The 26,287-nt window shown below is 73.5% G+C and carries 24 protein-coding genes; 8 read left to right on the top strand and 16 right to left on the bottom strand.

Annotated elements, in window-relative coordinates; genetic code table 11:
- Nucleotides 1-111: 111 nt before the first annotated feature.
- The gene (gene ligD / locus ACIOSR_RS05880) at nucleotides 112-1,128 is read left to right on the top strand and encodes a non-homologous end-joining DNA ligase (protein WP_123570679.1); all 1,017 of its coding nucleotides are present in this window, start codon (nucleotides 112-114) and stop codon (nucleotides 1,126-1,128) included.
- Nucleotides 1,129-1,222: 94 nt separating this feature from the next.
- Here ligD and ACIOSR_RS05875 read toward each other — a convergent pair whose 3' ends face one another.
- Nucleotides 1,223-2,362 carry an ATP-dependent DNA ligase gene (locus ACIOSR_RS05875; RefSeq protein ID WP_402752075.1) on the bottom strand — a complete coding sequence of 380 codons (1,140 nt, stop codon included), beginning with the start codon at nucleotides 2,360-2,362 and terminating at the stop codon, nucleotides 1,223-1,225.
- Nucleotides 2,363-2,503: 141 nt separating this feature from the next.
- Between ACIOSR_RS05875 and ACIOSR_RS05870 the strand changes: the two genes are divergently transcribed.
- Complete coding sequence (locus ACIOSR_RS05870) at nucleotides 2,504-3,622, top strand: glycosyltransferase family A protein (RefSeq protein WP_402752074.1); 1,119 nt, start codon at nucleotides 2,504-2,506, stop codon at nucleotides 3,620-3,622.
- A 409-nt stretch (nucleotides 3,623-4,031) separates the two neighbouring features.
- Here ACIOSR_RS05870 and ACIOSR_RS05865 read toward each other — a convergent pair whose 3' ends face one another.
- Complete coding sequence (locus ACIOSR_RS05865) at nucleotides 4,032-5,009, bottom strand: endonuclease/exonuclease/phosphatase family protein (protein ID WP_402752073.1); 978 nt, start codon at nucleotides 5,007-5,009, stop codon at nucleotides 4,032-4,034.
- 42 nt (nucleotides 5,010-5,051) lie between these two features.
- Nucleotides 5,052-6,332, bottom strand: coding sequence for an MFS transporter (locus ACIOSR_RS05860; RefSeq protein WP_402752072.1), 1,281 nt, complete (start codon nucleotides 6,330-6,332; stop codon nucleotides 5,052-5,054).
- 172 nt (nucleotides 6,333-6,504) lie between these two features.
- Between ACIOSR_RS05860 and ACIOSR_RS05855 the strand changes: the two genes are divergently transcribed.
- A complete protein-coding gene (locus tag ACIOSR_RS05855; protein WP_402752071.1) occupies nucleotides 6,505-7,308 on the top strand; it encodes a sugar phosphate isomerase/epimerase family protein in 804 nt (267 codons plus the stop codon).
- Nucleotides 7,305-8,432, top strand: a complete 1,128-nt coding sequence (locus ACIOSR_RS05850) for a Gfo/Idh/MocA family protein (protein WP_056046921.1) — start codon at nucleotides 7,305-7,307, stop codon at nucleotides 8,430-8,432. The genes ACIOSR_RS05855 and ACIOSR_RS05850 overlap by 4 nt, the downstream gene beginning before the upstream one ends.
- Before the next feature lie 228 nt (nucleotides 8,433-8,660).
- Here the strand turns inward: ACIOSR_RS05850 and ACIOSR_RS05845 are convergent, their stop codons facing one another.
- The 10 genes from ACIOSR_RS05845 to ACIOSR_RS05800 all read right to left on the bottom strand — a co-directional run bounded on the left by ACIOSR_RS05845 (nucleotide 8,661) and on the right by ACIOSR_RS05800 (nucleotide 18,618).
- Nucleotides 8,661-8,933, bottom strand: a complete 273-nt coding sequence (locus ACIOSR_RS05845) for a hypothetical protein (protein ID WP_056046919.1) — start codon at nucleotides 8,931-8,933, stop codon at nucleotides 8,661-8,663.
- Between the two features lie 373 nt (nucleotides 8,934-9,306).
- The gene (locus ACIOSR_RS05840; protein ID WP_402752070.1) at nucleotides 9,307-10,032 is read right to left on the bottom strand and encodes an SDR family NAD(P)-dependent oxidoreductase; all 726 of its coding nucleotides are present in this window, start codon (nucleotides 10,030-10,032) and stop codon (nucleotides 9,307-9,309) included.
- Between the two features lie 3 nt (nucleotides 10,033-10,035).
- Nucleotides 10,036-11,322 carry an exo-alpha-sialidase gene (locus ACIOSR_RS05835; protein ID WP_402752069.1) on the bottom strand — a complete coding sequence of 429 codons (1,287 nt, stop codon included), beginning with the start codon at nucleotides 11,320-11,322 and terminating at the stop codon, nucleotides 10,036-10,038.
- Nucleotides 11,319-12,119: an HpcH/HpaI aldolase/citrate lyase family protein gene (locus ACIOSR_RS05830; protein ID WP_402752068.1), complete on the bottom strand. Its 801-nt coding sequence runs from the start codon at nucleotides 12,117-12,119 to the stop codon at nucleotides 11,319-11,321. The genes ACIOSR_RS05835 and ACIOSR_RS05830 overlap by 4 nt, the downstream gene beginning before the upstream one ends.
- A gap of 100 nt (nucleotides 12,120-12,219) precedes the next feature.
- Complete coding sequence (locus tag ACIOSR_RS05825) at nucleotides 12,220-13,275, bottom strand: aldo/keto reductase (protein WP_402752067.1); 1,056 nt, start codon at nucleotides 13,273-13,275, stop codon at nucleotides 12,220-12,222.
- A complete protein-coding gene (locus ACIOSR_RS05820) occupies nucleotides 13,272-14,102 on the bottom strand; it encodes an ABC transporter ATP-binding protein (RefSeq protein WP_056046914.1) in 831 nt (276 codons plus the stop codon). Before ACIOSR_RS05820 ends, ACIOSR_RS05825 begins: the two co-directional genes overlap by 4 nt.
- Nucleotides 14,095-14,973: an ABC transporter ATP-binding protein gene (locus ACIOSR_RS05815; protein WP_200413153.1), complete on the bottom strand. Its 879-nt coding sequence runs from the start codon at nucleotides 14,971-14,973 to the stop codon at nucleotides 14,095-14,097. The genes ACIOSR_RS05820 and ACIOSR_RS05815 overlap by 8 nt, the downstream gene beginning before the upstream one ends.
- A complete protein-coding gene (locus tag ACIOSR_RS05810) occupies nucleotides 14,970-16,022 on the bottom strand; it encodes an ABC transporter permease (protein WP_402752066.1) in 1,053 nt (350 codons plus the stop codon). The genes ACIOSR_RS05815 and ACIOSR_RS05810 overlap by 4 nt, the downstream gene beginning before the upstream one ends.
- Nucleotides 16,019-16,954, bottom strand: a complete 936-nt coding sequence (locus tag ACIOSR_RS05805; RefSeq protein WP_402752065.1) for an ABC transporter permease — start codon at nucleotides 16,952-16,954, stop codon at nucleotides 16,019-16,021. Before ACIOSR_RS05805 ends, ACIOSR_RS05810 begins: the two co-directional genes overlap by 4 nt.
- A 2-nt stretch (nucleotides 16,955-16,956) precedes the next feature.
- Nucleotides 16,957-18,618 carry an ABC transporter substrate-binding protein gene (locus ACIOSR_RS05800; RefSeq protein ID WP_236557111.1) on the bottom strand — a complete coding sequence of 554 codons (1,662 nt, stop codon included), beginning with the start codon at nucleotides 18,616-18,618 and terminating at the stop codon, nucleotides 16,957-16,959.
- A 71-nt stretch (nucleotides 18,619-18,689) separates the two neighbouring features.
- Between ACIOSR_RS05800 and ACIOSR_RS05795 the strand changes: the two genes are divergently transcribed.
- Genes ACIOSR_RS05795 through ACIOSR_RS05785 form a run of 3 tightly spaced genes read left to right on the top strand, consistent with a single transcriptional unit; the run spans nucleotide 18,690 to nucleotide 21,862 of the window.
- Complete coding sequence (locus tag ACIOSR_RS05795; protein WP_402752064.1) at nucleotides 18,690-19,997, top strand: four-carbon acid sugar kinase family protein; 1,308 nt, start codon at nucleotides 18,690-18,692, stop codon at nucleotides 19,995-19,997.
- Nucleotides 19,994-21,037, top strand: coding sequence for a 4-hydroxythreonine-4-phosphate dehydrogenase PdxA (pdxA, locus tag ACIOSR_RS05790; protein WP_402752063.1), 1,044 nt, complete (start codon nucleotides 19,994-19,996; stop codon nucleotides 21,035-21,037). Before ACIOSR_RS05795 ends, pdxA begins: the two co-directional genes overlap by 4 nt.
- A 48-nt stretch (nucleotides 21,038-21,085) precedes the next feature.
- The gene (locus tag ACIOSR_RS05785; protein WP_056046906.1) at nucleotides 21,086-21,862 is read left to right on the top strand and encodes a DeoR/GlpR family DNA-binding transcription regulator; all 777 of its coding nucleotides are present in this window, start codon (nucleotides 21,086-21,088) and stop codon (nucleotides 21,860-21,862) included.
- A gap of 153 nt (nucleotides 21,863-22,015) precedes the next feature.
- On the opposite strand, the gene ACIOSR_RS05780 is transcribed toward ACIOSR_RS05785, so the two are convergent.
- The 3 genes from ACIOSR_RS05780 to ACIOSR_RS05770 all read right to left on the bottom strand — a co-directional run bounded on the left by ACIOSR_RS05780 (nucleotide 22,016) and on the right by ACIOSR_RS05770 (nucleotide 24,939).
- On the bottom strand, nucleotides 22,016-22,942 hold the full coding sequence (locus ACIOSR_RS05780; protein WP_123570665.1) for a MetQ/NlpA family ABC transporter substrate-binding protein: 927 nt from the start codon (nucleotides 22,940-22,942) through the stop codon (nucleotides 22,016-22,018).
- A 156-nt stretch (nucleotides 22,943-23,098) separates the two neighbouring features.
- The gene (locus ACIOSR_RS05775) at nucleotides 23,099-23,905 is read right to left on the bottom strand and encodes a methionine ABC transporter permease (protein WP_192124349.1); all 807 of its coding nucleotides are present in this window, start codon (nucleotides 23,903-23,905) and stop codon (nucleotides 23,099-23,101) included.
- Complete coding sequence (locus ACIOSR_RS05770; protein ID WP_402752062.1) at nucleotides 23,902-24,939, bottom strand: methionine ABC transporter ATP-binding protein; 1,038 nt, start codon at nucleotides 24,937-24,939, stop codon at nucleotides 23,902-23,904. Before ACIOSR_RS05770 ends, ACIOSR_RS05775 begins: the two co-directional genes overlap by 4 nt.
- 306 nt (nucleotides 24,940-25,245) lie before the next feature.
- Between ACIOSR_RS05770 and ACIOSR_RS05765 the strand changes: the two genes are divergently transcribed.
- Nucleotides 25,246-26,025, top strand: coding sequence for an SDR family oxidoreductase (locus ACIOSR_RS05765; RefSeq protein ID WP_123570661.1), 780 nt, complete (start codon nucleotides 25,246-25,248; stop codon nucleotides 26,023-26,025).
- The last annotated feature ends 262 nt before the right edge of the window (nucleotides 26,026-26,287 follow it).

Below are 26,287 nucleotides of genomic sequence, written 5' to 3'. Positions count from 1 at the left end.
TTTCGTCGGGTGTGGACCGAACCATCTCGGACGGAAGCGACGCCCGGGTGAACACCCCGTGAACGCCGGCACCTCGTGCCCCGGCGGCGCGACGGGACTAGCGTCACGCACATGGCATCCGAGGCGACGACCCTGCGGGTGGGCGACCGCGACGTCCGCATCAGCAGTCCGTCCCGCGTGCTCTGGCCCGACCTCGGCGTGACCAAGCTCGACCTGGCGCGCTACCTGGTCGAGGTCGGCACGCCCTTCGTCGCGGCGAACGGCGACCGTCCGATCTCGCTGCAGCGGTTCGGCGGCGACGTCGACGGCGACCAGTACTTCTCGAAGAACCCGCCCCGCGGCACGCCCGACTACGTGCGAGCCGTCGACGTCACCTACCCGAGCGGCCGCGTGCACCCGCAGCTCGTGATCGACGAGCCCGCCGCCGCGGTCTGGGCGGCCCAGATGAACACCCTGGTCTTCCACCCGTGGGCCTCGCGCGCCGAGCAGCCCGACCTGCCCGACCAGCTGCGCATCGACCTCGACCCGCAGCCGGGCACGAGCTTCGCGGACGCCGTGACGGCCGCACTCGACCTCCGGGCCGTGCTCGACGAGGCCGGTCTCACCGCGTTCGTCAAGACGAGCGGCAACCGGGGCCTGCACGTCTTCGCGCCGATCGAGCCGACGCACGAGTTCCTGGAGGTGCGGCACGCCGTGATCGCCGCCGCCCGCGAACTCGAACGCCGCACCCCCGACCGCGTCACCACCGCGTGGTGGAAGGAGGAACGCGGCGACCGCCTCTTCGTCGACTACAACCAGGCCAATCGCGACCGCACCATGGCGGGGGCCTGGTCTCCCCGGGCGCTGCCCCGCGCCTCCGTGTCGCTGCCGGTCACGTGGGACGACCTGCCCGGCATCGACCCGGCCGAGCACACCGTGCTGACGGTGCCCGAGCGGCTGCAGACGCACGGCGACCCGTGGGGCTCGATGCACGAGTCGCCGGGGCGCATCGACACGTTGCTCGCCTGGTGGGAGCGCGACGTCGCCGACGGCCTCGGCGAACTGCCCTTCCCGCCGGACTTCCCGAAGATGCCCGGCGAGCCGCCCCGCGTGCAGCCCAGCCGCGCGCGGAAGCCCGCCGCCGACTGACCCGCACCACACCCCGCCTCGTGCACGGCACCGCGTCTCGTCGGTGTGTGATGCCCGAAACGCGGTGCCCTGTGCCCGACGAAGCGCGGGTCGCCTAGGCGAGCACCTCGCCCAGGTCGTACGCCGCCGGGACCTCGAGCTGGTCGAAACCGCACGAACGCGCCTCGCGGTCGTCGCGCCACCGTTCGACCTGCACGGTGTGGCGGAAGCGGGAGCCCTCCATCTGGTCGTACCGCACCTCGACCACGCGCTCGGGGCGCAGCGGGACGAACGACACGTCCTTGCCCGACGAGAAGCGGCTGCGCTCGGTCTCGGCGTGCCGCACCTCTCCGTCGTCGTCACGGTCGACGAACGGCGCCAACTCGTCGACGAGCTCGAGGCGACGGGCGTCCGAGAACGCGGACGCGCCTCCGACGTTCGTCAGCTCCCCGTCGGCGTCGTACAGCCCGAGCAGCAGCGACCCCACGCCCGAACCGCTCTTGTGGACGCGGTAGCCGAGCACCACCACGTCCGCGGTGCGGTGGTGCTTGACCTTGAGCATGGTGCGTTTGCCGGGAGCGTAGGAGGCGCGGGCCGGCTTGGCCACGACCCCGTCGAGCCCTGCGCCCTCGAACTCGGTCAGCCACCGGCGGGCGGTCGCGACGTCGTCGGTGGCCCGGCTGACGTGCAGGGGGTGGTCCGCGCCTCCTGCCGTGTCGTCGACGCCTCCGTCGGTGCCTCCCTCGACGCCTCCCTCGGGGCCGAGCGTCTCGAGCAGCAGCGCGCGGCGTTCGGCGAACGGGGTGTCGAGCAGGTCGCGCCCGCCGAGGGCGAGCAGGTCGAACGCGACGAACATCGCGGGGGTCTCGGCGCTGAGCTTCGCGACGCGCGAGGCCGCCGGGTGGATGCGCTGGCCGAGCGCGTCCCAGTCCAGGCGTTCGTGGCCAGGGTCGCCGGTCCGCACGACGATCTCGCCGTCGAGCACGCAGGGCCCCGGCAGGAGGCGGGCGAGGGCCTCGACCAGCTCGGGGAAGTAGCGGGTCAGCATCTTCGACCCGCGGCTGCCGATCTCGACGGTGAGCGGGGCGTCGGGGTCGTCGGCGTCGGAGTCGGCGCGTTCCGCGTAGACGATGCCGCGGAACCCGTCCCACTTGGGTTCGTAGACGAGTCCGCCCTCGACGGAGTCGGGCTCGGGCACGTCGGCCACGGCCTTCGCGAGCATGGGGACGATCGGTTCGGCGGCGGTCGGGATCATGCGCCGAGTCTGCTCTCGCCGGGCGGGCGTGCGGCCAGACCCCACGAAACCGCCGAGACCCCGTGCGCGCCGACGGGTCTCGGCGACGTCCTCGGGTGTGAACGCTCGACGTGACCCGCCCCGACCGGGTTGGATGGGCGAGTGCGTGTCTGTGTCGTCGTCCCCGTCCGCGACGACGGAGCCCTGCTCGACGCCTGCCTCCGCTCGCTCGCGCGGCAGACGCGGGTGCCCGACGAGGTGATCGTCGTCGACAACGGCAGCACCGACGACACCGTCGAGGTGGCCCTCCGGCACGGTGCCCGGGTGGTGCCCGAGGCCGAGGTCGGCATCGCCGCGGCCGCGAGCACGGGGTACGACGCCGCCGCCGGCGTGGGTGCCGGACCGGGCGCCGCCGCACCCGTCGACCTCATCGGTCGGGTCGACGCCGACAGCGTCCTGCCCCGCACCTGGGTCGCCGACCTGGTCGGCACCCTCGTGGACGATCCGGACGTGCTCGCCGTCAGCACGAACGCCCGCTTCTACGACGCGCCCGTCGGCGTCGAGCGCCTGCTCTCCGCCCTCTACGTGGGCGCGTACCATCTCGTGATCGGGGCCGCCCTGGCGCACTGGCCGCTGTTCGGCTCGACGATGATGATGCGCCGCACCGCCTGGCTCGACGTGCGCGACGAGGTGCACCGGCACGAGACCCTGCTGCACGACGACATGGACCTCGCCCTGCACCTCGGCGACCGTCAACTCGCCGGGCGGGGCCGCATCGCCTACCGCCGCGACGTCGTCACGGGCATCTCGGCCCGGCCGCTCGACCCGGGCAACGCCCCCTGGTTGCGGACGTACCGGGCGCTGCACTCGTTCACGGTGCACGGCACCGACGGCCTGCCGTGGTCGCGCTGGTTGCGCGCCGACCCGGCCGGCGTCTTCACGCGGCTCGGCTGGACGCCGTCAGCGGTGGTGGACGCGCGGGCGGCCGTGGCCGACGGCGTCGACCCCGCGTCCGCCGGCACCCGCACCGGCATCGGCACCGGCTCTGGCACCGGCTCCGGACGAGGAGGCGCGCGCGGCTCGGCCGCGGACGTCGCCTCCCACGAGGAACGGCAGCGCCAGCCCGGCCAGCAGCGAGCCGAGGCCTCCCGCGGCGAGGTCGCCGATCGTGTCGTCGTAACCGACGAAGATCGCCGAGTCGACGAGGGTGTGGCCCGCCCACTCGCCCATCTCCCACAGGGTGCCGGCCGCCAGGCCGAACGCGACCGTCGTCAGGACTGAGCCGACGCGGGCCGAGCGACCCGCGCCTCCTCGTCCATCGGTCTCGCCCGCCGAGGCGATCCAGCCGGCCCGCCGGGCGAGGACCACGAACACCGCGGCCAGCAGGCCGTTGAGCAGGAAGTGCACCACCGTGTCGTAGCCCGTGACCCGGGTGTAGAGCTCGAAGACGCTGCTCCAGGCGGCGCCCAGGGCGGCGACGCCGACCATCAGGTCGACGCTCGCCCGGAGGCCGAGCATGCGGGGCACGAGGGTGCCGAGCAGCGCGAGCATCAGCACGGCGATCTCGACCACGCCCCAGCCGATGCCCGCGACGACGACGCTCAGGGCCGCGACCACGCGCACCGCGTCGGCGACGTACTCGAGGACCCCGTGCGGGCGGCGGAGGAAGGTCTCGGCGACGGTGGACATCTCAGGACTCCTCGGGGCGGTGTTCGGTGGTGCAGTGCTCGACGGGGCCGTGCTCGGCGGTGGGGTCTTCGGGCGGACGCGGGGCGGCGTGCCCGGACGGCCAGCGCACGACGGCGTGCACGGGGTCGTGGTCGGAGGGGGTGACGCCGCCGGGACGGACCCCGCCGACGCCGGCCCGCTCGACGTGGGCCCCGGTGTCGACGAGCAGCCAGTCCAGGCGGCGGCCGCCGGTGCGGGGCGGGCCGTAGTTCGAGAACGAGCCCCAGCCCGGGTCGAGCCGCGCGTCGGCCACCATGCGGCTGTCGACCAGCCTGCCGCGGGTCAGCTCGCGGTGCGCGGGGGAGTCGACCACGGCGTTGAAGTCGCCCATCACGACGACGGGTCCGTCGAGGGCGTCGGTGAAGGTGCGCAGCTGCACGGCGGAGTGACGCCGCGAGCGGGCCGAGAGGTGGTCGAAGTGCGTGACGACGACGTGCAGCCGGGCCCCGGTCACGAGGTCGTCGAGCTCGGCGTGGACGGCCGTGCGGGGGATCATGTTGCCGTACGAGCGCGACCCCGGCACCGTGGGGGTGGCCGAGAGCCAGAGCGCCTCGTGGCGGACGATCCGCAGGCGGGTGGTGTCGACGTGCAGTTCGACGCGTTCGCCGCCGCGGTCGCGGTCGCGACCCGTGCCGACCGAGGCGTAGTCGGCACCGAGGGCGTCCGCGAGCTGCGCGGACTGGTCGGGCAGCGCCTCCTGGATGCCCAGCACCGAGGGTCGCTCGGCCTCGAGCAGGAGGCGCAGTGCCGGCAGCCGGGTCGACCACCGGTCGGCCAGCGCGTGACGGGTGGTCAGCACCTGCGGCATGCGGCGACGGACGTTGTAGGTCATGAGGTGCAGATCGGGTGCAGCGACCGGCCCGACCGTGGGTACGACCCGGTCCGCACCCGGACCGGTGGTGGCGGCGGGTGCGGGTGCGGGGTTGGTCGGGGGCGTCATGACGTGTGCGACGGTAGGCCGTCGCACACGCCTTCGCCCGGCTCAGCGCACGCGCTTGATGGGGATGACGGCCAGGGCGCCGAGGATCGCCGCGACGCCGGCCGCCCAGAGCATCAGCGTGTAGTTGCCCGAACCGGCGTTGCCGACGCCGAGGAAGAACAGGGCGATCGCCGGGGCGAGCGACTGGGGCAGGGCGTTGGCGATGTTGATGACGCCGAGGTCCTTGCCGGGACGATCGGCGTTCGGCAGGACGTCGACGACGAGCGCCGTGTCGACGGCGGCGTAGATGCCGTAGGCGAAGCCCATGACGACCTCGGCGACGTAGAAGCCGGTGACCGTCTCGGCGTGGGCCAGCAGGATCAGACCGACCGCGAAGAGGGCGGTGGAGCCCCCGACGAAGACCTTGCGCATCTTCAGCTTGTCGCTCAGCCAGCCCGAGAGCGCGGCGCTCGCCATCAACGCGATCGTGTACAGCAGGACGCCGAAGGCGACCGCGGCCGTGGCGTCGGCGACGTCCGCGATGCCGAGGTGCTCCTGCATGTAGAGCAGCCGGTAGGTCGTGAACATGAACGTCGCGAGGATGATCAGGAACCGCGACCACCAGGCGAAGGCGAAGTCGCGGTGCTTCAGGGGGTTCGTCCAGAACGAGCTGACCAGGTTGACGAACGTGAAGGGCTTGAGCTCGTACTCGGGCAGGTCGTCGCGGGCGACGACCGCGTAGACGAGGATGAGCACGACGGCGAGGACGCCCGGCGCGATGAAGAGCACCGGCAGGTTCGCGACGAACAGGACGGCGAGGTAGGTGCCGGCGAGGACGGCGACGTTCTGAGCAAGGGCGATGACGCTCGAGGCCTTGCCGCGTTGGAACTGCGGCACGTTGTCGGCGAAGCTCGCGGTCAGGGCGGCGAGCACGGCGTTGGCCGCGATCTGCGCGACCACCCAGGCGATGCCGAGCTGCAGCACGGTGGGGGCGAAGGCGAGCCAAGCGAGGGCGAGGGTGAACACGACGATGCCGCCCACCAGGTAGGGCCGACGACGGCCCCACCGCGTGCGGGTCCGGTCGCTCAGCGCGCCGACGAGCGGGTTGGCGAGGAGCGCGCCGAACGCACCGAAGGGCAGGACCAGCCCGATGATGCTCGCCGGGTCGTCGGGGTTCAACTGCTGCGCCTTGAGCTGCATGCTCACGTAGACCGGCGAGAGCAGGGCCGCGAACAGACTGAACTGGGCGAGCCCCAGCGCGATCATGTAGCCCCGCGACACCCGCACGGTGCTGATGGGTTGGGTGAGCACGCCCTGCGTGCCGATGGGGCCTGGGTTGGCCATGACGCCTCCTCGAGTCAAAACCTAGTCGCGCTAGGTGTTCGCAGAATACACAGCGGGTGTCGTCCGGGCAAGAGAATGCGTCGATTCGGGACGAACTTTTGTCATCGGTCGACATAAGTGGCAGAGTTGGGCCCAGACCACCTGAACCCCTCACGACAAAGGAGTCACTCCCATGACCTCGTCACCCTCCGTGCAGCTCTACACGGTCCGAGACGCCGTCTCGGCCGACCTGCAGGGCGCCGTCGCCCGCATCGCCGAGATCGGCTTCACCAAGGTCGAGCCCTACTCGTTCGTCGAGCGTGCCGACGAGTTCGAGAAGGCCTTAGCCGCCTCCGGCGTCACCGCGCCCTCGGGCCACGCCCCGGTCATCGACTCCGACGAGCCCGAGCGCGCCTTCGCCGCCGCCGCCCAGCTCGGCATCGGCACCGTGATCGACCCGTTCATCCCGAGCGACCGCTGGCAGACCGCCGACGACGCCGCGAAGATCGCCGACCGCGTCAACGAGCTGCAGGTGCTGGCCGCCGCGTCGGGCCTGAAGTTCGGCTACCACAACCACCAGTGGGAGTTCGCGAACAAGGTCGACGGCCGCCCCGTCTACGACTTCTTCCTCGAGCGACTGAACGACGACGTCGTCCTCGAGATCGACACCTTCTGGTCGACCGTCGGCGGCATGGACACCCCGGCGCTGCTGCGCTCGCTGGGTGACCGCGTGCAGTTCCTGCACGTCAAGGACGGCAAGATCTCCGGCGACATCGCGACCGCCCTGCCCAGCAGCGAGAGCGCCCTCGAGGTGCCCGACGCGCTGGCCGCCGCCTTCAAGAACCAGACCCCGGCCGGTCAGGGCGACGTGGACGTCGCCGCCGTCCTCGCCGCCGCGCCGCACGCGCTGCGCGTCGTCGAGTTCGACGACTACGCGAAGGACGTCTTCGACGGCGTCGCCGAGTCCTTCGCCTGGCTGCAGGAGAACGACAAGTGAGCGGCGTCGACACGACCGCCGGCCGCACGGGACGCGTGGGCGTCGGCGTCATCGGCGCGGGCGTCATCAGCGGCACCTACCTCGAGAACATGACGCAATTCGCCGACCTCGAGGTGCTCTTCGTCGCCGACCTCGATCTCGACCGCGCCCAGGCGCAGGCCGAGGCGTACGGCGTCCCGGGTCACGGCACGGTCGACGAGCTGCTCGCGATCGACGAGATCGAGATCGTCGTCAACCTCACGATCCCGGCCGTACACGCCGAGGTCGGCCGTCAGATCATCGCCGCCGGCAAGAACGTCTGGAGCGAGAAGCCCCTCGCGCTCGACCACGAGTCGGCCCGCGACCTGCTCGCCGCCGCCGAGGCGGCCGGCGTCCGCGTCGCGTGTGCCCCCGACACCGTGCTCGGCGCCGGCATCCAGACCGCCATGCGCGCCATCGCCCGGGGCGACATCGGTCAGCCCCTCACGGCGACCACGATGTTCCACGTGCCCGGGCCCGAGTCGTGGCACCCGAACCCCGACTTCCTGTTCGCGCTCGGGGCCGGTCCGCTCTTCGACATGGGGCCGTACTACGTGACGACCCTCGTGCACGCCTTCGGCTCGGCCAGCCGCGTCAGCGCGGTCTCGTCGAAGTCGTTCGACACCCGGACCATCGGCAGCGGTCCCCGGGCCGGCGAGACCTTCCCGGTCGAGGTGCCGACGCACCACGCGGCGCTCATCGAGTTCGCGGGCGGGCAGTCGGCCCAGTCGACGTTCTCGTTCCAGAACGCGCTGCCCCGCATGGGCTTCGTCGAGATCAGCGGCACCGAGGGCACCCTCGTGCTGCCCGACCCCAACACCTTCGAGGGCGACTCGAGCCTCTGGCGGTTCGGCCGGGACGAGCCCGAGACGCTCACCGCCGCGGGCTCGACCTACGGACGCGGTTCGGGCGTGCTCGACCTGGCGCGGGCCATCCGCGGTGGCGACGCCGAGCGTGCCAGCGGGGCCGTGGCCTCGCACGTTCTCGACGTACTGCTGGCGATCTCGTCGGCCGCCGAGCAGGGTGCGCCGGTCTCCGTCGAGTCCGCCGTGCAGCAGCCGGTGCCGCTCGACGAGAGCTGGGACCCTTCCGCCGCGACGCTCTAGTCCGGAGTGCCGGGCTCGGGCCCGGTCGTCCCGGAGACACGACGTGCCGCTCACCTTCGGGGGTGAGCGGCACGTCGTGTCTCCTGGGCGAGGTGGGCGGACCGGTAGGTCGTGACATCGCCCAGAGGAACGGGTCCGCCGCGCGGATTCAGGTCGCGCGGCGGGCCCGGGTCTGGTGGGGCGGCCCGTCCGGGTCGGTCGGGGAGGGGTGCCCCCGACCGGCACCGACTACGCGGTGCGGATCGAGCCGGTGGCGGTGTGGATCGAGCCCGTGGCCGTCCGGACGGACGCCGTGGCGGCCGAGAGGCGACGCCGTGCGCTGGCGGTGTAGCGACCGATCGACAGGTCGCGGCGTGCCGAGGTGCTCACGTACGAGCCGGGCGCGACGTCGGCGGCGAGCGAACCGACGTAGCTGCCGACCGTCGAGGCGGCGGTGCTGCTGACGTAGCGGCCGCCGAGCGGGGTGGCGGCGGTGCGGGCGGTCGTGGCGGTGGTGTTCACGGTGACTCCTCGGGGCTGGGCGGGTCGTGCTGGTCGGGGGCCCGCGATCGGGGGATCGAGCGGGCGGCCAGCGGAGGTGAGGAGGGCGGCGCCGAGGTGCTCGACGGTGGCCCTGGCCTCCGTCGGCGTTGACACCACCATACGCCTTCTTTTGAATGAATCAAAACAATGGGGGCCCCGATCGTCGCTTTCGGGACAGGCCGCACCACGCCCGCGTCGTCGAACCAGGCCCGCGGATGGTTCGACGACGCGATGGTGGTGCGTCCTCGCAGCCGCTGTGACCTCGACCCGCCGCGACCTCGACCCGCGACCTCGACCCGCCGTGACCCCGACCCGCGACCTCGACCGGCCGCGACCTCGGCCCGGTGCGACGTCAGAGCGAGGCGCCGCCGCACACGACGAGCGCCTGCCCGGTGATGCTCCGTCCGTGCGGCCCGAGCACGAACGCGACGAGGGCCGCCACGTCCACCGGGTCGACGAGCGCGCCCAGCGGCGGCACGACCGGAGCCGAGGAGGCGCGGGCCGGGTCCGCGAGCATCGGCGTGTCGGTGGGCCCCGGCGCCACGACGTTGGCGGTGACGCCGCGCGGCGCCAGTTCCGCCGCCCAGCTCCGGGCCAGTGCGACCTGGGCCGCCTTCGTCGCCGCGTACTGGCTCTTGCCCGCGACGCCGACGGCGGTGCGGCTGCCGATCAGCACGACGCGACCGCCGTCGGCCAGCCGGTCGACGAGTGCGTCGACGAGCGCGGCCGCGGCCCCGACGTGCACGGCGAACATGCCCTCGAGGGCGGCGGGGTCGAGCCGTCCGAGCGGGGCGGCGACCTGGTAGCCGGCCGCGTGGACGATCGCGTCGACCGACCCGACGTCGGCGACCGCTCGCGCGACGTCAGCCGTCACGGAGAGGTCGCAGCCGAGCCACGAGAACCCGTCGCCCAGGTCGACGGCGCGTCGGCTGAGACCGGTCACCCGCCACCCGTCGGCCAGCAGGAACTCGGCGATCGCCCGTCCGATGCCCGAGCTGCAGCCCGTCACCACGGCGTGCCGGTCGGTGCCGGCACCGCCACCCGCCCGCTCGGTGACGGGCGTCCCGTCGTCCGACACGGCTCAGCCCTCGACGTCGGGTCCGGGCAGATCAGCGGCCGAGAGGCGCACGTGACGGATCGCCCGGCGGTGCCAGGTGTACGCCACGTGCACGGCGCCGTCGCCGGTCTGCGTGATGCTCGGGTACGACAGCTCGCGGTTCAGCCCGTCGCGGGAGTTGTTCGAGAGGCACCACCCGTCGCCGTCCTCGAGGTCGACGCGATGCGGCCAGCTGCGCCCGCCGTCCGTCGACACCGCCAGCGACATCGGAGCGCGGGGCGTGCCCCAGAACGCCGTCCGGCCCCCCTCCGCAGGCGACCCGGCCCGCGCCTCCTGGGCGAGGTCTGCGCCCGCGCCGGGCAGCACGGCCTGCTCGACGATGCCGGATTCGTCGATCTCGTCGTAGAGCCCGAGGCGGCGCGGGGTGGTCGCGTCGGCGCGGCGGTGGTTGTAGACGATCGCGAGGCGCCCGTCGGCGAGCGGAACCCACTGCACCGAGGAGTTGTTGTTGGGCAGCTCGGTCGGCACCGGTGCCGACCAGTGGAGTCCGCCGTCGGTCGAGCGCGACTCGTGCACGGCGTCGGCCCAGCGGCTGCGGAAGAGCGCGAGCAGCGATCCGTCGGGCAGCTCGTGCACGTTCATGTGCACGGCTCCCGTGCTCCCCGGGACGGCGACCTCACCCCACGTGGAGCCGCCGTCCCGGGAGATCATGACCGAACTCGTGTCGTGGTCGCCCACCCACGCCTGCCCGGGGGTCGTCACGCAGCGGAAGACCGGCACGAGCAGGTCGCCCGCGCGGGTGACGACCGGCGGCTGCCGGACGAAGACGCCACCCGTCTCGTCGGCCGCGAAGAGCGTCGCGGGCTCGGCCCAGGTGGCCCCGCCGTCGGTGGAGATCCGGCGGCGCACCTCGGCCGAGTCCTGGTTCCCGGCCCGTTGCGCCGTGTAGAGCAACCAGACGTCGCCCGAGGGGGCCGTGAAGAGCACCGGGTTCTGCTCGGAGCGTGCGGGGTCGTCGCTGAGGCGCACCGGTTCGGACCACACCTCGCCGTCGAGGACCGAGCACCAGACGTGGATGTCCGAGACGCCCTCCTGCGTGCCGCCGAACCAGACGCAGGCCAGGCGCCCGTCGGGCAGCTCGGCGAGGTTGGCCGCGTGCGACTGCACCGTGGCCGTCGGCAGGTACGCCCAGGCGCGACCGGCCGCGTCGGGCCGCAGTCGTCCGTCGGCGACCACGCCGTCGTCGCCCACGTCGTCCGCGACCTCGTCGTCGGCGCCCGCGTCGTCCGCGACCGCGTCCTGCCTGCTCACGCCGCGCCTCCGGCGGTCGCGTCGGGGTCGTCCGTCGCGGTGGCCCGCTGCAGGTGGTCGCGGGCGGCGGCCTCGAGGTGGTTGAGGTCGCCGGCGACCGTGGCGAACGTGTAGCCCGCGGCGAGCCGCTGTCGGGCGACGTCGCCGTGCGGCGTGTGGATGCCCGCGGCGATGCCTGCGGCCTCCGCCGCCGCCGCGACGCGGACGAGGGCGGCGTCGAAGGCCTCCTGCACGGCCGGGTCGCCCGGGTAGGCCCCGCCGACCGCGATGCACAGGTCGCTCGGCCCGACGTAGAGGCCGTCGAGCCCCGGCGTCGCGGCGATCGCCTCGACGTTCGCGAGTCCGTCGGGCGTCTCGATCATGGCGAGCACGATCGTCGTGTCGTTCGCGTCCGCCGGCACGGGGCCGATGCGCAGGCTCGACCGCATGGGGCCGTACGAGCGGCGGCCGTGGGGCGGGTACTTCGCGCTGCGCACGGCGGAGGCGGCGTCCTCGGCCGTGTCGACGAGCGGCACGATGACGCCGGCCGCCCCGGCGTCGAGGGCCTTGCCGATCGGCGTGATGTCGTTCGCCTCGACCCGCATGAGCCCGGCCGAGGTCTGCCCCGCGTCGATGGCGAGCAGGCCGGTCATCATGCCCTGGTAGCCGAAGAGGCCGTGCTGCGCGTCGAGGCAGACGTAGTCGTAGCCGAGCCGAGCGATGCGCTCGGTCGCCGGCGGGGCGTCGAGGGTGATCCAGTAGCCGACCGCCCTCTCGCGGCGGCGGATCGTACGGGCGAAGTCGCTGGCGGTGCTCATGGTGCTCTCTCTCGTGCGGGGCGTGCGGTCGGTGCGGTGCGGTGCTGTGCGGTGCGGTTCGGGGGCGTGCGGCGCGGTGCGGAGGGTCGGGAGGCGCGGCTCAGCGCGCGTACGGAGGCATCGGCCCACGCAGCTGACGCCCGACCTCGTCGCACGCCGCCACCACCTCGTCGGGCAGCGGCCCGGCGGCGACGGCGGCGACGTTGGCCGTCAGCTGTTCGGGCCGGGAGCCGCCGAGCAGCACCGACCCGACCTCGGGCCGGTACGCCACCCAGCGCAGGGCGAGCTCGACGAGCGTCACGCCGGCCTCGGCGGCGACGCCCGACAGGCGGTCGATCGCGGCGAACAGGTCGGCGTCCCAGTAGCGCTTCGTGTACATCTCGGCGAGGGCCGAGTCGCCGAAGCGCCCGTCGGCCGGCGTCTCGTCGAAGCGGTGCCGACCGGTCAGGAGGCCGCCGCCGAGCGGGTTGTAGACCATCGTCTCGAGCCCGTGGACGCTCGCGAACTCGAGGTACTCGTCGTCGAGGCGGCGGGCCACGAGGTTGCACAGCTGCTGGGCGACGACCGGCCGGGGTGCGCCCACGGCGTCGGCGACGCGCTCGACGTCGCCGATCTGCCAGGCGGCGTAGTTCGAGACGCCGAGCGAGAGCACCTTGCCCTCGGCGACCAGGGCGGCGACGGTCGAGAGGGTCTCGTCGAGCGGGGTCGCCCGGTCGGGCTGGTGCAGGTAGAACAGGTCGAGCCGGTCGGTACCGAGGCGGCGCAGGCTCGCCTCGACGCTCGCGCGGAGGGCCACGGCCGAGAGCGGCGGCAGTCCGCCCGCGTCCGCGTGCGGCATGCCCGCCTTCGAGGCGAGCACGACCTCGTCGCGCCGCCCGGCGAGCAGGCGGCCGAGCATCGTCTCGGTCGTGCCGCCGACGTAGGCGTTGGCCGTGTCGATCCAGGTGACGCCCGCGTCGCGCGCGGTGTCGAGCATGCGGGCGGCGGTGGCCTCGTCGACGGTGTCGCCGAAGGTCATCGTGCCGAGCACGAGCCGAGGAGGCGCGGGGCGCGTGGCCGCCTCGGCGACCGTGTCCGCGGCGGCGAGCGCGGCGGTGTCGACCGGGGTGGGGTCGAGCGGGGTGGCGTCGGTCCGGGCGGTGTCGGTCCGGGTCATGTGGTGGCTCCCAACGAGAGGCTGCGGACGACGTGGCGCGGCTTCACGCCGGTCATCGTCGCGGGGTCGAGGGCGGCCCGGCGCAGCCGCCGCGTGTAGTCCTCGGCGGGCGACGTGAGGACCTGCGCCGTGGCGCCCTGCTCGACGACGGCGCCCTGCTTCATGACGAGGACGCTCTCGCTGATCTGCTGCACGACGCCGAGGTTGTGCGAGATGACGACGTAGGTGATGCCGGTGTCGACCTGGATCTCGCGCAGCAGGTCGAGCACCTGCGCCTGCACCGACACGTCGAGCGCGCTCGTCGCCTCGTCGCAGATCAACAGGTCGGGGCTCGAGGCGAGCGCCCGGGCGATGCCGATGCGTTGGCGCTGGCCGCCGGAGAACTCGTGCGGGCGACGGTCGAGCGCCGTCGACGGCAGGCCGACGCGGTCGATCAGGCGCGCCGCCTCGGTGGCCCGGTCCTGGGCCGACCGCACGCCCTTCAGCCGGAGCGGCTCGGCGACGATGTCGCGGGCGCTCAGGTGCGGGTCGAGCGAGCCGTACGGGTCCTGGAACACCATCTGGAAGCGGTGCCTCAGGGGCCGCAACCGCGCCTCCGACAGGGTCGCCAGGTCGGTGCCGTCGAGCACGATGCGCCCGCTGGTCGGCTGCAGCAACCGCATGACCGCCTTGGCGATCGTCGACTTGCCGCAGCCCGACTCGCCCACGATGGCGAAGGTGCTGCCGCGGCGCACCGAGAACGACACGTGGTCGACGGCGCGGTGGGCACTCGAGCCGCTGCCGTAGTCGACGACCAGGTCGTCGACCTCGAGGATGGTGTCAGACACGGGTGGCCTCCGGTCGGTCGGTGCTGGCGGGCGTGGACGGCGTCTCGTCCCAGGCGCCCAGGGTGGGCACCGCGGCGAGCAGCCCCTGCGTGTAGGGCTCGGCGGGGTGCTCGACGATCTGCCGCACGTCGCCGGACTCGACGAACACGCCGGCCTTCATGACGTGGATGCGGTCCGACACGAGCCGGGCGACGCCGAGGTCGTGGGTGATCATCAGCAGGCCGATGCCGCGCTGCTCCTGCAGCTCGAGCAGCAGGTCGAGGATGCCGGCCTGCACCGTGACGTCGAGGGCGCTGGTGGGCTCGTCGGCCACGATCAGCTGCGGCTCGCAGGCCAACGCGATGGCGATCAGCACGCGTTGCAGCATGCCACCCGAGAGTTGGTGCGGGAACTTCCCCAGCTGGGCCGCCGGGTCGGGGATGTGCACCTGCTCGAGGAGGCGCACGGCCCGGGCGGTGACGGCGGCCCGACCGCTGGCGGCCCCGGCGATGCGGATGGCCTCGCCGAGCTGCGAGCCGATCGACCGCACCGGGCTGAGCGCCGTCATGGGGTCCTGGGGGATCAGGGCGACGGCCCGACCGCGCACCTTGCGCACGGCCGAGGCCGAGGCGAGCACGTCGAGTCCGGTGATGCGCACGTGGCCCGAGACGACGGCGAGGTCGGCGGGCAGCAGCTGCAGCACGCCCATGGCGGTGGTCGACTTGCCCGACCCCGACTCGCCGATGATCGTGACGGTCTCGCCCCGGGCGATGTGGAACGAGACGCCGTCGACGGCGCGCACGATCCCGTTGGTCGTCATGAGCTCGATCTGCAGGTCACGCACCTCGAGGAGCAGGTCGGGGTCGACGGTGTCGTCGGTCACGGAGGTCATGCGATCGTTCCCTTCTGCGGGGCCGGGGCCGGGGTCGGGGTCGATGCCGGGGTCGGGGTCGAGGCCGGGGTCGACGGGCGCAGCCCGACGAACCGACGGAGGCGCGAGGCCGTCGACCGACGCGGCCGGTCCCGCAGGGCGTCGCCCAGCAGGTTGACCCCGACGACGAGCAGCACGATGAACAGACCCGGGATCGTCACCATCCACCAGGCGGTCGTGACGTAGTCCTGGCCGTCCGAGATGATGCGGCCCCAGGTGGCGAACGGTCGCTGCGGGCCGGCCCCGAGGAAGCTCAGGGCGCTCTCGAGCAGCACGGCCTGCGCGAGCAGCAGCAGCACGACGAGCGTCGCCTGCTTGATGACGTTCGGGACGACGTGGCGCAGCAGGATCGTGAAGCGGTTCAGGCCGAGCGTGCGGGCCGACGAGACGTACGGCTTCTCACGTTCGACGAGCACGAGCGACCGGGTCAGGCGGGCGACCTCCGGCCATTGCGCGATCGCGATGACGAAGGTGATCACCGGGATCGACGGGCCGAAGAGGGCGACGACGAGCAGCAGCATCATCAGCAGCGGCAGCGACATCTGGGCCTCGAGCAGGCGGCTGATCAGCGTGTCGGCCCAGCGCCCGTAGAACCCGGCGATCGAGCCGAGGACGACGCCGATGGCGCCCGAGACGATGACCGCCAGCACGCCGATCGCGAGCGAGACCTGACCGCCGTGCAGCACCCGCGAGAGCAGGTCTCGACCGAGCTGGTCGGTGCCGAACAGGTGGCCGGCGGTGAACGGAGGCGCGAGGCGGTTGCCGAGGTCCTGGCCGTTCGCGTCGGGCAGCGGGAGGGCCTGGGCCAGCACGATCGGGATGATCACCACGAGGGCGCAGATCGCGCCGACCCAGAGCTTCACCCGTGCGGCGGAGGTCCGCCGGGCCGCCTCGGACCTCTTCAACAGGCGCGGCGTGACCGCGGTGCGTCGCGCCTCCTCGGGGGTGCGACCGGCCGCGCCGGCGGTCGACGTGCCGGACGGCTGTCCGGTGGTCTCGGTGCGGGTCATGCGGCACTCGCCTTTCCGAGCCGCACGCGCGGATCGAGCAGGGGGTAGGCGAGGTCGATCAGCAGCTGGACGCCGACGGCGAGCAGCGACGTGACCAGCACGGTCGCCTGGATGAGGGGGTAGTCGCGGGTCTCGAGCGCCCGCACGATGAGCGACCCGACGCCGGGCCAGGCGAACACGACCTCGACCACGACGACGCCGTTGAGCATCGCCGCGAAGCGCGTGCCGAGGGCCGTGAAGACGGGGATCGCCGAGTTGCCCATGGCGTAGCGCCAGGTCAGGGCCCGCTCCGAGACGCCGCGCGACCGGGCCACGGTCAGGTAGGGCGCCGAGAAGTTGGTCGCCATCTCGCGGCGCACGAGCCGGGAGATCAGGGCCACCTGCAGGATGGCGATCGTCACCGTCGGCAGCACGAGGCCGCCCCAGGTGGCGAAGCCCGAGGCCGGGAAGATCGGGATCACGACGGCGAAGGCGCTGAGCAGCAGGATGCCGGTCCAGAAGTCGGGCATCGACTGACCCGCGATGGCGACGACGTTGACGCCGGTCTCGCTGCGGGTGTCGGTGCGACGGGCCATCCAGACGCCGAGCGGGATCGACACGACCGCCGCCAACAGGATCGCCGCGAACGACAGGGTCAGCGTGTACGGCAGCCGTTCGAGCACGACCTGAACAGCCGGTGCCTGGAACGAGTACGAGGTGCCCAGGTTGCCCGTGAACAACTGCTGCAGGAACACGCCGTACTGCTGCAGCAGCGGGTCGTCCAGGCCGAACTGCTCGCGCACGGCGGCGAGTTGCTCGTTGGTCGCGAGCGGCCCGGCGTAGGCCACGGCCGGGTCGCCAGGGGCGAGGCGGATCAGCACGAAGACCGTCGACAGCGTGAGGAACACGGTGAGCAGGCCCTGGCCGAGGCGCTTGAGGATGTAAGTCGCCATGGTCAGGCCCCCAGTCGGACGTCGGCGAGCGGATACGTGTTGGACGACGCGAGGGCGAGGCGCTCGACCCGCTCGCGACGGGCGAGCACCGACTTGGGCACGAAGGCCCAGGCGCAGGGCCAGGTGTCCCAGGCCGCCTGCTGCGCCTCGGCGAGCCGCTGCTGGCGCAGGGTCGCGTCCGGCTCGGTCGACGCCCGGGCGATCGCCTCGGCCACGTCCGGCTGCACGTAGCCCTGGTACGTGTCGCGGGTCTGTTCCTTCTCGGCGGTGCCCGCGTACATGCCCTGCAGGATGGTCAGCGCGAGGCCGGTGGGGGCCGAGAAGCCGTTGCCGAGCAGGTCCCAGTCGCCGGCCTTGCCCTGGCGCCACTGGAGGATGTCGCCGCCGGGCTCGAACTGCTGCAGCGTGGTCCGCACGCCGATCGCGCCGAACATCTCGACGAGCGCCTCCATGATGAAGGTGTCGCCGGCGAACTCGCCGGTCTCCCAGATGATGCGCAACGTGAGGTCGCTCGCCCCGAGCTCGGCGAGCGTGCGGCGGGCGAGGTCGGGGTCGTAGGTGTACTCGCCCGTCTTGGCGTAGCCGAGCAGGCTCGGCGGCACGACGCCGTCGGCCTGCGTGACCGAGTCGGTCAGCACGTCGCGCACGAGCGCCCGGCCGTCGATCGCGTGGCTGAGCGCCTCGCGCACCCGGGCGTCGGCCAGCGGGTGCCCCTCGGGCTTGCGGAAGTTGTAGAAGATCTGGTTGATGCGCAGGCTCGAGGCCTCGTCGAGGACGATGCCGGGCAGGCCCTGCAACTGGGTCGCCGAGTCGGGCGTGATCGAGTCGATCACGTCGACCTCGCCGCTGCGCAGGGCGATCACGCGGCTGGACTCCTCGGGCAGGAACCGCACCTCGACCCGGTCGACGCCCGGCGCCTCGCCCCAGTACTGCTCGTTGCGGCTCAGGCTGTAGGTGCCGGCGCCGCGGTTGAACCGGGTGACGACGAACGGGCCGCTGCCCACGCCGTCCTGCAGCTCTTCCGGCTTGTTCGCCGCGGCCGGGGTGATCAGGATGTTGCTCATCAACGCGTCGAGCACCGGGATCGGCTGCGACGAGTCGAGCGTGAAGGTGCGCTCGTCGATCGCGGTCACGGTCGGGAACTCGGGGAAGAAGCTGGCGACGAACGAGCCCTGCACCTGCTCGTACATCTGCAACGCGGTGGCGACGTCGGCGACCGTGACGGGCGTCCCGTCCGAGTAGCGCACGCCCTCGCGCAGTCGGACCGTCCACTGCGTGTCGCTCGTCGGCTCGAAGCTCTCGGCGAGCACGAGCTCGGGCGTGATGTCGGGGCCGATCTGCGTGAGGGCCTGGCGCACCGCCCGCTGCACCGTGACGGCCGCGTCGAACTGGTTCAGCTTGTTGTCGAGGCTGACCAGTGAGCGGTTGAGGGCCAGGGTCAGCGTGCCGGGTCCGGGCAACCCGGTCGGTCCGGCGCAGCCGGCGAGGCTGGTGGCGGTCACGAAGAGGCCGGCCGCGGCACCCCAGCGGAGCAGGGTGCGGCGAGACATCTCGTGGTCCGCGAACGGAACGGTCATCATCGACCTCTCGATCCAGGGGTTCGACGAGGTCGACGGCGCCCGGTCCCGCAGCGCTGCGACGCCCTCGTCCGGGCTGGATGACACTGTGCCACCGCTGCGCGTTTCGCGCAAGACCAGTGGCGCATAACGCGCAGTCGTGTCAGGATGGCGGCATCATGAGCCCGATCACCGTCATCGCCGACGACCTCTCCGGCGCCGCCGAGACCGCCGAGCAGTTCCGGCTGCGCGGTCACGAGACCGTGGTCTCGCTCGGCGTGCCGGCGGGTCCCGCCGCGGCGGTCACGGTCGTCGACGTCGGCACCCGCGCCGGTACCGCCGAGGAGGCGCGGGTCGCGATCGACACGCTGCCCCTGACGACCGGCGCGCTCGTGCTCAAGAAGACCGACTCCCTGTGGCGCGGCCACGTCGGGCCCGAGCTCGAGGCCCTGGCCGCCCGCGGGTACGACCTCGTCGTGGCCGGCGCGCTGCCCGCCCTCGGGCGCACCGTCGTCCACGGGCGGCCCCTGGTGGACGGGCGACCGCTCGCCGAGACACCGTTCTGGCATCTCGAACCGCACGGCGCCCCCTCGACCCTGGCCGAACTCGTCGACCGGCCGACGGTGCTCGTCGGCCTCGACGTGGTGCGGTCGGGGCCGGACGCGTCCGCGGCGCACCTCGACGCCGCCCTCGCCGGGGGAGCGGTGCTCCTGGTCGACGCCGAGACCGACGACGACCTCGCCGCCGTGGTCGACGCCGTCCTCCGGCTGGTCGCCGCTCCCGGAGTCCGTCGGCCGGTCGCCCTCGCGGGCAGTGCGGCGCTCGCCGCCGCCCTGGCCGACGCGGTCGCTCCGGAATCGAGCCCGGAGGCTGGTTTTCACGCGTCGGACGGGGCCGGGGTCCGCGACGAGGCCGGGCCCCGCGACGGGGCCGAGCGGCCCGTGCTCGTCGTGGTCGGTTCGGCCGCCGAGGTGGCCCGGGGCCACGCCGACGCGCTCGCCGCGACCGGTGCGGACGTGCACGTGCTCGACCCGGCGGACGACGCCGGCCTCCTCGTCGAGGCGACCCGCGCCTCCTTGTCCCGGTCGTCCGTCGCCGTGCTGACGGTCACCGCCCGGCGCCTGCCCGACCCGCTCGTCGGATCGGCGGCCCTCGCCGAGGTCGTCGCCCGGATCGACGCCGACGTCGAGCTCGACCTCGTGCTGACCGGCGGCGAGACCGCCCGCGCGGTGCTCGACCGGCTCACGACGACCACCCTGCGGCCGCTCGCCCAGCTCGAGCACGGCGCCGTCCTCAGCCTCGCGGGCGACGGGCGGGGGGCCGCGGGCTACGACCGGCTCGTCGCCACCAAGCCCGGCAGCTTCGGCGGCCCGACCGTGCTCGCCGACCTCGTCGACCTGGTGCGCCGCACGCGCGCCGGCGCCGACCCCCACGACCTCACCGCGTCGGCAGCGTCCGGCGCCCCCACGAAACGGAGAACCCCATGACCACGACGACCCCCGACACGCGGCCGTTCATCGCCGTCACCATGGGCGACGGCGCCGGCGTCGGACCCGAGGTCACCGTCGGCGCACTGCTCGACGAGGCCGCCTACCGAGACGCGCGACCGGTCGTCGTCGGGGACGCCCACCGCCTGCGGCTCGGCGCCGCCGCGCTCGGGGTCGACGCCGAGATCATCGAGGTCGACGGGCCCGCCGACGCCGTCTTCACCCCCGGACGCATCAACGTCGTCGACCCGCACCTGCTCTCGGCCGACCTGCCCTGGGGCGCCGTCTCGGCCGAGGCCGGCCACGCGGCGTACGAGTACATCCGCATCGCGTGCGAGCTCGGCATGGCCGGTCTCGTGCAGGGCATCTGCACCGCACCGCTGAACAAGGCGGCGCTGCACGAGGCCGGCCACGTGTTCCCGGGCCACACCGAGCTGCTGGCGCACTTCATGGGCGTCGGCGAGGTGTCGATGATGCTCTCGACGCCCAAGATCAAGGTGATCCACGTGACGACCCACATCGGGTTGATCGACGCCATCGCGAAGATCGAGCCCGGCCTCGTCGAGCGCACCGTGCGCCGCGGCTGGGAGGCGCTGCGCCGGGCCGGCGTCGACGACCCCAGGATCGGCGTCTGCGCGATCAACCCGCACGCCGGCGAGAACGGGCTCTTCGGCTACGGCGAGGAGGCCGAGAAGATCACCCCGGCCCTCGAGGTGCTCCAGGCCGACGGCATCCGCGCCGTCGGGCCGCTGCCGGCCGACACCGCGTTCTTCCTCGGCGGCCGCGGCGACTACGACCTCATCGTGGCGATGTACCACGACCAGGGCCACGGCCCGGTGAAGGTGCTCGGCATCGAGGCGGGGGTCAACATCACCGTCGGACTGCCCGTGATCCGCACCTCGGTCGACCACGGCACCGCGTTCGACATCGCCGGCACGGGCGTCGTGGCCGTCGGTAGCATGATCGAGGCGTTGCGCCAGGCGGTCGAGATGTCGCCCAGCCCGGCCGACGCCGCCCGGGTCGGTGCGTCGTCGGCGTGACGTCGCCCGCCCCACCGATCAGGACGGCCATCGCATGAGCACGACCGCATGAGCACCACGGCACGCGAGCGACGCCGCGACATCGTCGACCTGGCCCACACGACCGGCCTGGCGAGCGTCGACGAGCTGAGTCGTCGCTTCGAGGTGACCCCGTCGACCATCCGCCGCGACCTCGCCGAGCTCACCCGGCGCGGCGAGATCGCCCGCACCTACGGCGGGGCCATGCCGCTCGGTGCCCCCGGTGCCGAGCCGACCTTCCGTCAGCGCAACCTCGAGGCCGGGGTGGCCAAGGCCGAGATCGCGCGGCACGCCCGCACGCTGGTCCACGACGGCGAGACGCTGCTGTTCGACGCCGGTTCGTCGGTCGCGGCCCTCGCCCGGGAGGCGCGCTCGGGTCTCGTCGCGACCGTCGCCACCACCTCGATCGCCGTGATCCAACAGCTCGCCGACTCGGACGGCATCCACCTCGAGTGCCTCGGCGGCACGCTGCGCCCGGCCAGCCAGGGCTTCGTCGGGCCGCTCGCCGAGGCCGCGCTCGAACGCCTGACCTTCGACCGGGTGTTCCTCGGCGCCGACGGCGTGCTCGCCTCGGGCCACGTGGTCGAGGCCGACCTCGTGCAGACCCGGCTCAAAGAGCTGATGTGCCGGCAGTCCGAACGCGTCTACGTGCTGGCCGACGGGTCGAAGCTCGGTCGCGCGACGTTCCACGCCCGCGCGGCGCTGCCCGAGGGCTGGACGCTCGTGACCGACGCCACGGCCACGACCGAGGCGCTGGCCGAGTTCGCCGCCGCCGGCGTCGACGTGGTCGTCGCGCCCGCCGGCTGAGCCACCCGCCCGTGGGCCCGCCCGCCGGTGCGCTGGCCTGCACGCCCGGCCCGCACGCCGGTGCGCCCGTGTCGCACCGCCGGGTGAACGTCGCACCGCCTGTTTCGGCGGTGCGACGTCCGTTCGGCGGTGCGACTCGGTCCGCGGTGCGACCTACTCCGCGTCGAGCGGCAGCAGGATGCCCTTCACGCGAGGATCGGTCGCGAGGAACTCCTGCACGGCCGGGTCCTGGAAGGCAGCGACGAGCTTCTTCACGGCGTCCTCGTCGGCGTAGTCGCTGCCGATGGTGAGCTGGCCGGCGAACTCGTCCGGTGCGGCGGGGGCGAAGATCTGCTGCTCGATCGGCACGCCGGCGGCGAGGTAGTACTCGGTGTAGCCGACGGCTGCGTCGAGGTCGGGCAGGGCCCGCGACTGTGCGGCGAAGTCGAGCAGGGTGAACTGCAGGTCCTTCGGGTTCGAGGCGATGTCGTCCTGGGTGGCGTGTGCCTTGTCGACGCCGTCCTTCAGCGTGATGAGGCCGGCGCGCTCGAGCACCCAGAGCCCCTGGGCCTCGTTGGCCGGGTCGGAGTACAGCGACACCGTGGCGCCGTCGGGCAGCTGGCCGGGATCGGTGTACTTCGACGACCAGAGGCCGAAGCCCCAGCGGAACACCGGCGTCGCCGCTTCCTCCCGGAAGTCCGGGTTCGAGGCGAGCACCTGGTCCAGCCACAGTTCGTGCTGGTACACCGTGCCGGCGATCTCGCCCTCGCTGACGGCCCGGTTGATCGTGTTGCTGTCGCTCAGGCCCGTGAAGGCGACGGTGATGCCGTACTTCGGGGCGACCTCGTCGGCGACGAACTGCACGAGGGCCTGCTCGGACGCGTTGCCCTCGGCGGTGGCGACGGTCAGCGTCGCCCCGGCCTCGGCGACGGCCGGCCCGGCGGGCGCGGTCAGGGGCACGACGATCGCGGTGGCGACGGCGACGACCGCCACCGCGCCTCCGGCGATCCAGGGCCAGCGGCGACGACGCCTCAGCTCGAAGCCGTGGTCGTCCGTCACGGACGCGGTGCCGGGTGCGGGGGTGGGGGTGTTCTCGGGCATGGCTGTCCTTCGGGAGGGGGCAGGCGGCGCCTGCGGGCGGGGGAGGCGCGGTGCGGGACCGCAGGGGGGAACGAGGAGGCGCGGTGCGGGACCGCAGAGGGGACGAGGAGGCGCGGTGCAGGACCGCAAGGGGGGAACGAGGAGGCGCGGTGCGGCTCAGACCGCCGCGGCCACCGGGGGCAGGTCGGTCGCGCGGCGCCGCCACCAGCGGCGCCGGCGGACCGGCTCGGGGCTCGTGGCCCGCACGGCGAGGTCGCCGAGCTGTTGGACGGCCGCGACCGTCGCGACGAGCAACACGATCGTGACGATCATCACGGTGTGGTCGAAGCGCTGGTAGCCGTAGGTGACGGCGACGTAGCCGATGCCGCCGGCGCCGATGGTGCCGGCGATGGCCGAGTACTCGATCATCGCGATCGTGTTGATCGTGAGGCCACCGATCAGGCCGGGCAGCGCCTCGGACAGCTGTGCGGTGCGGACGATCTGCAGGCGGGACGCCCCGCTCGCGGTCGCCACGCGCACCCGATCGCTCGGGACGCTCCGCAGGGAGTTCTCGACGATGCGGGTGAAGAAGGCGATGCCGGCGATCGACATCGGCACCACCGCGGCCGCGATGCCGATGTTGGTGCCGGTCACGAACCGGGTGAACGGGACGATCGACGCCATCAGGATCAAGAACGGCAGCGAGCGTCCGATGCTGATGACGGCACTGAGCACCGTGTGCACCGGCGCGTTCGGCACGAGGCCCGCGGGGCCGAGGTTGTGCACCAGGGCCCCGAGCGGCACCCCGACCAGCACCACGATCGCCATCACGATGCCGACCATCACGAACGTGTCGCCGAGTGCGGGGAGCACCAGGGCGGGGATCTGCGCCCACGGCACCGAGTTGTCGTACGCGGTCGACGGGCTCGTGCCCGACGCGAGGACGGTCGTCGCGATCGGCGCGACGGTGCTGACGACGGTCATCGGACGAGCTCCTGTTCGGGCGTGAGCGTGGACGTGGGCGTGGGCGCCGGGGACGGGTCGAGGGAGCGGGCGGTGAGTCCGAGTGCGGCGGCGACCCCGGGCAGGCGCGAGGCGACCGCCTCGGGGACGGCGACGGTCGCGTGCCCGACGGTCGCGCCTCCCAGGGTCTCGATCGAGGCTCCGAGCAGCGACACGGGCGACCCCAGGGCCGATCCGAGCGTGGTCGGCCAGTCGGTCGGCACGTCGGCCGAGACGTAGTCGAGCCGCCAGGTGCGGCAGCCGTCGGGGGCGCCGGCCGCCGGTCGGGTCGGTCGCAGCGCCGCACCGAGCGCCGACGCGGGGTCGCGCAGCAGGTCGAGCACGCGACCCCGTTCGACGATGCGTCCGTGGTCGAGGCGGGCGACGGTGTCGGCGATCTGCAGCACGGTGTCCATCTCGTGGGTGACGAACAGGATCGACAGGCCGAGGTCGTCACGCAACTCGCGCAGCAGGTCAACGATCGAGGTGGTCGAGGCGGGGTCGAGGCCCGACGTCGCCTCGTCCGAGAGCAGCACGGTCGGTCGCAGGGCGAGGGCCCGGGCGATGCCGACGCGCTGGCGTTGGCCGCCCGAGAGCTCGTGCGGCCGGGCGTCGGCACGGTGGCCGAGCCCCACACGGTCGAGCAGCTCGGCGACTCGACGCCTCGTCTCGGCCTTCGTCACGCCCAGGTACTCGAGCGGCAGGGCCACGTTCTGTGCGGCGGTCCGACGGCCGAAGAGCCCGTCCGACTGGAACACCGTGCCGATCCGACGGCGGGCGACCCGCAGGTCGCGCTCGCCGAGCCGGGACAGGTCGTCGCCGTTGACGACGACCGAGCCCGAGGTCGGTCGTTCGAGCAGCGTCACGCACTGGGCCAAGGTGCTCTTGCCGGCGCCGCTCGGGCCGACCACGGCGGCGATCTCGCCGGTGTCGACCCGGAAGTCGACGCGGTCGAGGACGGTCGTGCGGCGTGATCCGGTCTCGTAGACCTTCGTCAGCTGCTCGAGGCTGATCATGGGGGCTCCAGGGTGTCGGCTGAGGTGGTGGGTTCGGGGTGTCGCCGAGCATAAGGAGGCGCGGGTCGCGTTCGCGAGGACGTGTCACGTCATGCGTCGCCGCGTGACGCCGTGTGTCGCACCGCCCCGCCGCGGGGCCCGGTCGCGGGCGCCGACCGCGGGGCCCGGCTGCGGGGCCCGGCTGCGGGGCCCGGCCGCGGGGCCCGGCCGCACCACGCTCGCGTGGTCGAACCAGCCCCCCGGGTGGTTCGACCCCGCGAGCGTGGTGCGACCTTCTCCGACGGCGGGCGCGGCAGGATGGGCGACATGCCCGCACCCACCACGTCCCTGCCCACCGCACTCGTCACCGGCGCCTCCGGCGGCATCGGCGCGGAGTTCGCCCGGCGGCTCGCCCCCGACCACGACGTGGTGATCGTGGCGCGCAGCGGCGACCGTCTCGAGCAGGTGAGGGCCGAGCTCGTGGCGACCCGCGCCTCCGGGTCGTTCACGGCCGTGGTCGCCGACCTGTCGACGCCCGACGGGGTCGAGACCGTGCTGGCCGCCGTCGGCGACCGCGCGATCGACGTGCTGGTGAACAACGCCGGCGTCGGCTCCCACGGGGCGTTCGTCGAGTCCGACCCCGCCGCCGTCCAGGCGCAGGTGCACCTCAACTGCTCGCAGGTGGTCGCGCTGACGCGCGCGCTGCTGCCGGGCATGGTCGAGCGACGCCGCGGAACGGTGGTCAACGTCGCCTCGACCGCGGCCTTCCAGCCGATCCCGACGATGGCGGTCTACGGGGCGACCAAGTCGTTCGTGCTCTCGTTCAGCGAGGCGGTGCACGCCGAGGTGCGGGGGTCGGGCGTCACCGTCACGGCCCTCTGCCCGGGCGCGACCGAGACCGGCTTCTTCGCCGCGACCGGGAGCGACTTCCTCACGAGCGGCCGCCAGACGCCCGAGCAGGTCGTCACCGCGGCGCTGCGGGCCGTGCGTCGTCGCCGTGCCGTCGTGGTCAGCGGGCTCGGCAACGCGATCGGTGCCCAGGCGCACCGGTTCCTGCCCCGGCGGCTCGTGACCGCGGCCTCGGCCCTGATCGTGCGCGAGCGCTAGGAGCCGGGCCGGGCCACCGGGCCGGGCCACCGGGCCGGGCCACCGGGTCCGGCCCCGGCCCAGCCCCGGGTTCGGCCACCGCGGTCGAGCAACGCACCGCACTAGACGTCGCACCGCCCTCTGGACGTCGCACCGCCCTCTGGACGTCGCCCCCCCCCCCGGGCGGGGGGCCCCCCCCCCCGCGCGGGGGGGGGGGGGGGGGGGCGGGGGCGGCCGACCCGCCCGGGGGGCGCCAGCGGGGGCGGGGGCGGGGGCCCCCGCC

The organism is Frigoribacterium sp. NPDC087798 (assembly GCF_044742985.1).
In the GTDB taxonomy this organism is placed as follows: Bacteria; Actinomycetota; Actinomycetes; order Actinomycetales; family Microbacteriaceae; genus Frigoribacterium.
This window is presented reverse-complemented; position numbering and strand designations above follow the sequence as displayed.